A 6,782-nucleotide genomic window follows, 5' to 3' on the forward strand; every position below is an offset into this window, starting at 1 on the left:
ACACCTACTACACCCATGGACAGACGCAATTTCATTAGAACCACCTCAGCGGGCATCGCCGCTAGCACTGTTTTCTCCGCCATGCCTTTGATGGGCATTGCCCCACAACAAGCCTCCTACAAAGTAGCCCTTATCGGTAGTGGCTGGTGGGGTATGAACATCCTAGGTGAAGCTATGGCCTCTGGTCGCTCCAAAGTGGTGGCCATGGCCGACGTGGACAAAAACCAGCTGATGCCTGCTATTGAAAAAGTGGAAAAGCTGACAGGCAACAAACCGAAGCCTTATACCAACTACAAGGAAATGCTGCAGAAGGAGAAGCCGGAGATTGTGATCGTGGCTACGCCTGATCATTGGCATGCCCTGGCTGCGATTGACGCTTTGAAAAGCGGTGCCCATGTTTACTGCGAAAAACCTATTTGTCACACCATCAATGAAGGAAAAGCCATGGTGAAGGCGGCTGCCGCTTCAGGGAAAGTGGTGCAAATTGGCTTGCACCGTCGTGCCTCACCACACAATATCTCTGCCAACGAGTTTTTGCGCTCGGGTAAGCTGGGGAAAATTGGAAGTGTGAAATGCTTTATTAACTATGGCGGCGGACCTGGCAGCATCACACCTAATTCAGAAGCCCCGGAAGGTATGGATTGGGATATGTATTGTGGGCCGGCACAGTTGGTTCCTTTCAACAAGACAATTCACCCCAGAGGGTTCCGCCAGCACCTTAACTTTGCCAATGGCACCATCAGCGACTGGGGTGTGCACTGGTTTGACCAGGTGCTGTGGTGGACAGAAGAAAAAGCACCAAGGAGGATTTATTCCAGCACTGCACGCCGCATCAGAGAAGACAGCACCGACGCTGCAGATACGCAGATAGCTGTGTACGACTTTGAGTCATTTACCTTGCATTGGGAAAACCGAAACTACGCCGGCAATCGCCAGGAGGGCCCGGCCGTTGGTTGCTATTTCTATGGCACGGAAGGTGTACTGCACCTTGGCTGGACTGACGGCTGGACGTTTTACCCCGTTGATAAAAACAAGGAGATTGTGCACGTAGACCCCGTACTACACGAACCCGACCAGCAGAATATTAAAGAGCTGTGGACTGACTTCCTTAAGGTGATTGAGAGCAAAGGGCAAACCATCAACCCGATGATCAACGGGCAGCTAGCGACCAATATAAGCTTGCTGGCAATGGTTTCGGCGAAGGCAGGCCGCAGCATAGAGTGGGACGGCGACAAGCAGGAAGTAATCAATGACCCCGAGGCGAACAAGCTACTGTCGAGGGAGTATAGGAAGGGGTACGAGTATCCGGTATGACATCTGAGGCCGCCGAAACAACGTCATGCCGATTCCGAGGAACGAGGGAGGCATCCCCCTGCTGATGGCAGTAAGCTGTTCTGAACACTCTGCCATCATCAAGGAGATTCCGTTCCGGCGTCGGGTTCCACGTCGGCTCCGTTTTGCTACGAATGACGTTGTATTTTCAGATTTTTTTGAAGCTACCTACTTCTTCACCACATCATAAATATCCGTTCTTCTGTCCTTAAGGTTGCGCACTGAACCAAAGTTGTGCAGTTCCTTCAGCAAGTCGAGGTCAACGTCCGCCACCAGAATCATTTCTGTGTTAGGTGTCGCTTCTGCTTTGATGCCGTTGGTAGGGAAGGAGAAGTCGCTGGGTGTAAACACAGCAGACTGTGCGAACTGAATGTCCATGTTCGACACCTTGGGCAGATTGCCTACGCTGCCGGCAATAGCCACGTAACATTCGTTTTCAATTGCTCTGGCACGACAGCAATAACGCACTCTGCCGTAGCCATTCTGTGTGTCAGTGAGGAAAGGAACGAAAAGTATTTTCATCCCCTGGGCGGCCAGTATCCTCGAAAGCTCAGGAAACTCAGAATCATAACAGATAAGCACACCAATAGGGCCGCAGTCGGTTTCAAAAACTTCTACTTTCTTCCCGCCGGTTAAGCCCCAGAACTTGGCCTCATCTGGTGTAACATGTATTTTTTCGTAGCTATCGTATGTGCCATTTCTCCTGCAAACAAACCCTTCATTAAAGAGCTTGTCGCCCCGCATGGAGGGCATGCTGCCTGTGATAATATTCACGTTGTAGCTTATGGCCAGCTGAATAAACCGGTCTCTGATTTCGTCGGTATGCTCGGCAAGTTTTCTTATTGCCGCCGCTTCGCTGAGGTTGTTGTGTGCTGCCATAAGCGGCGCATTAAAAAACTCCGGGAAGAGGGCAAAATCACTTTTGTACGCTGATGTGGCGTCGACAAAAAACTCTACCTGCTCAAAAAGGTCGTCGATGTCTTTGTAAAGCCTCATTTGCCATTGTACAAGGCCAAGTCTTACGATTGATTTGTCGAGGAGCTTCCTGGCACCTTTTTCATAATAAATATTGTCCCATTGCAGCAACACTGCATAGTCTTTCGACTCTTTGTCGCCAGGCAGGTAGTTAACCAGCACTTTCTTTACGTGGAAGTCATTGGAGAGCTGGAAGGTGAGTGTCGGGTCGTAAATTTCTTTGAACTTAACCTTTTGGATATACTCCTTAGGGCTCAAGTCCTTGGCATACTCATGGTACTTGGGTATCCGCCCGCCAAATACGATGGCCTTCAGGTTCAGGTCTTCGCAAAGCGACTTTCGGGCATCATAGAGCCTTCTTCCCAGCCTTAGCCCCCTGTATTCTGGTTTTATAAACAGATCAATACCATAAAGAACATCACCTTTTGGTGTGTGCGTGTTGAAAGTATAGTTACCCGTAATTTCCTGGTAGGTGTGGGAATCGCCGAAGTGTTCATAGGTCACAATAAGTGACAGGGCGCATCCAGCCAGCTCATCGTCAACAAAAATAGCTATCTGACCCTTTGGGAATATCCTCAGCAGAGTTTCAATGTGCTGCTCTCCCCAGAATGCTCCCGGCCAATTTGGATAGGCTGCGATCATGGAGTCTTTCAGTCCCTGATAGTCAGATGATTTCAGCGCACGGAGTTCTACTTTTCCTATATCTTCCATAAATAATTTTGCCTATTGGGGCGTCTTTTCTTCCTTAAAATATTCGAATTGAAAATTAGTGCAAGCTATAACAATCCTCGATGGATTTTAGAATTATTTTGCATGCTTCCTCGATCTCTTCGGCGGAAATATTGAGGGGGGGAGCTATGCGCATAGCACTGTTGTTGAATAGGAACCAGTCTGAAAGAACGCCCCGTTCAAGGCATAGGTCAAGAATTGGTTTGAGGATATCAAAACTTTCAAATTGGACTGCCATCAGTAGTCCATGGTTTCTAATTTCCCGAATGGAGGGATGCTTCAGAAGTTTCTTAAAAAGCGCTGCTTTGCTTTCCGCTTCGCTGTAAAGCTTTTCTTTCAGAATTATCTCGAGGGTGGCCAGCGAAGCTGCCGCTGAAACAGGGTGCCCGCCAAAAGTGGTGATGTGCCCAAGTACGGGGTTGTCCGTCAGCACATGCATAACCTTTTTGGAGGACATGAAAGCTCCTATGGGCATGCCGCCACCCATGCCTTTTGCCGCCACTACAATGTCAGGTACAATGCCGTACTGCTCAAATGCCCAGAAGCTGCCGGTTCTGCCAAAGCCGCATTGAATTTCGTCTAGTATGAGTAAAGTGCCGGTTTCGTTGCACCGCTGTCTTAAGGCTTTGAAATACTCCCGGGTAGCGGATTTTACGCCAGCCTCGCCTTGTACGGTTTCTATGATGACGGCAGCTGTCTGCTCATCTATCACCATTAGGTCTGGGATGTGGCCAAAAGTGATGTGCTTAACGCCAGGAAGCAGTGGTCTGAATTTTTGTTTGAAAACTTCGTCGCCAGTTACAGATAATGCGCCATGGCTACTGCCATGGTAAGAGGAGAAGCACGAAACCAAGTTAGGTTTACCTGTGAAGCGCTTGGCGAGTTTGAGGGCGCCTTCCACTGCCTCGCTGCCAGAGTTGACCAGAAAGACATTATCGAGGGGGGAAGGAAGGGTGTCTGCCAGGGCCTTGGCCAGTTTTACTTGAGGGCTTTCAACAAACTCCCCGTAAACCATTACGTGGAGGTATTTATCTACTTGCTCTTTGATGGCGGTCACGACTTTGGGGTGGCGGTGCCCGATGTTGCTGACGCCGATTCCGGAAATCAGGTCAATGATTCTTTTTCCCTCTGGAGTATAGAGGTAAATGCCTTCGGCTTTTTCCACTTCGGTCATCAAAGGAAACTCTGAAGTTTGGGCGAGATGCTGCTGAAAGAGTTGTCTGTTGGAAAGCATACGGCAAAGGTAGGGAGAAATGAGGCAATTCCGCAGGCTTACTGTCAGGCCAGGCGTCGGTACGGAGAGGAGGATAAAGCGGTGGGGCCGTCAGCGCCGGGTTGCTGGTGCTAAACCCATCAGTTGGGAGCATTAGCAGAAAGGTAGTCCAACTGTGTCTGACCGCTATGGGCGGTGCCGACACTGCTGATGATCGGGCATCTGCTGTTTCCAGGCGTCGGTACGGCCAGATGGCTATTGCGTTGGGGCCGTCAGCCGCCAGGTTGTTGGCACCAAGCCTTTGGTAAGAGCGTTTTCAAAAGGGTAATCCAACTGTGTCTGACTGCAAAGGGGGGGCAAGCGGAAAATCTGGGAATTACCCTTTAAGCCCAAAATCCAGAGTAGTCATAAAAAAGCAAAAGGTCCAAGCCTATCCCGGCCGGGCGAGACGCATTGAACCGGTTTTGCTTTTTTATTTAACCACAAACGAAACATTCAATCCCCAGGAATACAGATTGATCCGCAAAGGGCGGTGCCGAAACTGCTGAAGATCGGGCATCTGCTGTTTCCAGGCGTCGGTACGGAGAGGAGGATAAGGCGCTGGGGCCGTCAGCCGCCGGATTGCTGGTGCTAAACCCATCAGGTAGGAGCATTAGCAGAAAGGTAATCCAACTGTGTCTGACCGCTTGGGGCGGTGCCGACACTGCTGATGATCGAGCCTCTGCGATTGTCAGGCGTCGGTACGGCAGGAAGGCCAGAAGCGATAGGGCCGTCAGCCGCCGGGTTGTATAGAGACAAAGTTGGGATAAATTCTTATTTTGACCTGCATGAAGCTAGAGCCGAATCATTTGTATCACGTTTACAATCAGGGTAATGACAGGCAACAAATATTCTTCAGTCGAGAGGACTATCTGTTCTTTCTGAAGAAGGTGAGGAAACACATTTTACCTGAGGCGAGTGTGCTTGCATATTGCTTAATGCCAAATCATTATCATTTTTTGATTTATACTTCGGAACAGTCATGTATCAGAGTAAAAGCTGGCAACATAGAAGTTCAGCGGTTGACCGGCGCAGTCAGGGTAATATCCAGCAGCTACACTAATTTTATCAATAAAAGAGACGAGCGTTCAGGGTCGTTGTTCAGGCAGCGAACTAAATTTAAGCTTCTAACCTCCAAGGAACAGCCTCCAAACCTTGGGTTTATATGTTTTCATTATATACATCAAAATCCTTTAAAGGCTAAAGTTGTGAAGGCGATGGAAGACTGGGAATTCTCTTCGTTCCGAGACTAAGCAGGGCTTCGGAATGGCAGCCTTTGTAACTTTAAGCAAGCAGAGAGTATTCTTGGGCTGACGAAGGAAGGCTTTATTGAAGAATCTCAATTAATAATGCGAGATGATGTTCAGAAACTGATTCATTAATGGCTGCGGCGTGTGCCGAACCGGTGTCTGACCGCTTAGGGCGGTACCGACCCTGCTGAAGATTGGGCATCTGCTGTTTCCAGGCGTCGGTACGACCAGGAGGGATAAAGCGCTGGGGCCGTCAGCGCCGGGTTGCTGGTGCTAAACCCATCAGTTGGGAGCATTAGCAGAAAGGTAATCCAACTGTGTCTGACCGCTATGGGCGGTGCCGACACTGCTGATGATCGAGCCGCTGCTGTGGCCAGGCGTCGGTACGGCAGGAAGGCCAGAAGCGATAGGGCCGTCAGCCGCCGGGTTGTATAGAGACAAAGTTGGGATAAATTCTTATTTTGACCTACATGAAGCTAGAGCCGAATCATTTGTATCATGTTTACAATCAAGGTAATGACAGGCAACAAATATTCTTCAGTCGAGATGACTATCTGTTCTTTCTGAAGAAGGTGAGAAAACACATTTTGCCTGAGGCTGACGTGCTTGCATATTGCTTAATGCCAAATCATTATCATTTTTTGATTTATACTTCGGAGCAGTCGTGTATCAGAGTAAAAGCTGGCAACATAGAAGTTCAGCGGTTGACGAGCGCAGTCAGGGTAATATCCAGCAGCTACACTAATTTTATCAATAAAAGAGACGAGCGTTCAGGGTCGTTGTTCAGGCAGAGAACAAAATTTAAGCTTCTAACCTCCAAGGAACAGCCTCCAAACCTTGGGTTTATATGTTTTCATTATATACACCAAAATCCTTTAAAGGCTAAAATTGTGAAGGCGATGGAAGACTGGGAATTCTCTTCGTTCCGAGACTACGCAGGGCTTCGGAATGGCAGCCTTTGTAACTTTAAGCAAGCAGAGAGTATTCTTGGGCTGACGAAGGAAGGCTTTATTGAAGAATCTCAATTAATAATGAGAGATGATGTTCAGAAACTGATTCATTAATGGCTGCGGCGTATGTCGAACCGGTGTCTGACCGCTTGGGGCGGTGCCGACACTGCTGAAGATCGGGCATCTGCTGCTTCCAGGCGTCGGTACGGAGAGGAGGGATAAAGCGCTGGGGCCGTCAGCCGCCGGGTTGCTGGTGCTAAACCCATCAGTTGGGAGCATTAGCAGAAAGGTAGT

6 protein-coding genes are annotated in these 6,782 nt (G+C 49.1%); 2 read left to right on the plus strand and 4 right to left on the minus strand.

All coding sequences use genetic code 11. From position 1 onward, the window contains the following. The first annotated feature begins 15 nt into the window (after window positions 1–15). A complete protein-coding gene (locus RIF36_RS02540) occupies window positions 16–1,314 on the plus strand; it encodes a Gfo/Idh/MocA family protein (protein WP_350076804.1) in 1,299 nt (432 codons plus the stop codon). A gap of 186 nt (window positions 1,315–1,500) precedes the next feature. Here the strand turns inward: RIF36_RS02540 and RIF36_RS02545 are convergent, their stop codons facing one another. The 4 genes from RIF36_RS02545 to RIF36_RS02560 all read right to left on the minus strand — a co-directional run bounded on the left by RIF36_RS02545 (window position 1,501) and on the right by RIF36_RS02560 (window position 5,979). Further along, on the minus strand, window positions 1,501–3,018 hold the full coding sequence (locus RIF36_RS02545) for a carbon-nitrogen hydrolase family protein (RefSeq protein ID WP_350076806.1): 1,518 nt from the start codon (window positions 3,016–3,018) through the stop codon (window positions 1,501–1,503). Between the two features lie 55 nt (window positions 3,019–3,073). Continuing rightward, window positions 3,074–4,270 (minus strand): aspartate aminotransferase family protein, encoded by a 1,197-nt coding sequence (locus tag RIF36_RS02550; protein WP_350076808.1) that lies wholly within the window; start codon window positions 4,268–4,270, stop codon window positions 3,074–3,076. A gap of 618 nt (window positions 4,271–4,888) precedes the next feature. Beyond that, complete coding sequence (locus tag RIF36_RS02555) at window positions 4,889–5,047, minus strand: hypothetical protein (protein WP_350088181.1); 159 nt, start codon at window positions 5,045–5,047, stop codon at window positions 4,889–4,891. A gap of 773 nt (window positions 5,048–5,820) precedes the next feature. After that, complete coding sequence (locus tag RIF36_RS02560) at window positions 5,821–5,979, minus strand: hypothetical protein (RefSeq protein WP_350149306.1); 159 nt, start codon at window positions 5,977–5,979, stop codon at window positions 5,821–5,823. A 458-nt stretch (window positions 5,980–6,437) separates the two neighbouring features. Here RIF36_RS02560 and RIF36_RS02565 point away from each other — a divergent pair, with 458 nt between their 5' ends. After that, window positions 6,438–6,602: a hypothetical protein gene (locus tag RIF36_RS02565; RefSeq protein ID WP_350149307.1), complete on the plus strand. Its 165-nt coding sequence runs from the start codon at window positions 6,438–6,440 to the stop codon at window positions 6,600–6,602. Window positions 6,603–6,782: the final 180 nt, after the last annotated feature.

The sequence above is a fragment of the Imperialibacter sp. genome, from assembly GCF_040222815.1.
Classification (GTDB): domain Bacteria; phylum Bacteroidota; class Bacteroidia; order Cytophagales; family Cyclobacteriaceae; genus Imperialibacter.

Excerpts from the sequence above, each read along its gene's own strand:
- RIF36_RS02545 (WP_350076806.1), bottom strand. The coding sequence starts at position 3,018 with ATGGAAGATATAGGAAAAGTAGAACTCCGTGCGCTGAAATCATCTGAC.
- RIF36_RS02550 (WP_350076808.1), bottom strand. The coding sequence starts at position 4,270 with ATGCTTTCCAACAGACAACTCTTTCAGCAGCATCTCGCCCAAACTTCA.
- RIF36_RS02540 (WP_350076804.1), top strand. The coding sequence starts at position 16 with ATGGACAGACGCAATTTCATTAGAACCACCTCAGCGGGCATCGCCGCT.
- RIF36_RS02565 (WP_350149307.1), top strand. The coding sequence starts at position 6,438 with ATGGAAGACTGGGAATTCTCTTCGTTCCGAGACTACGCAGGGCTTCGG.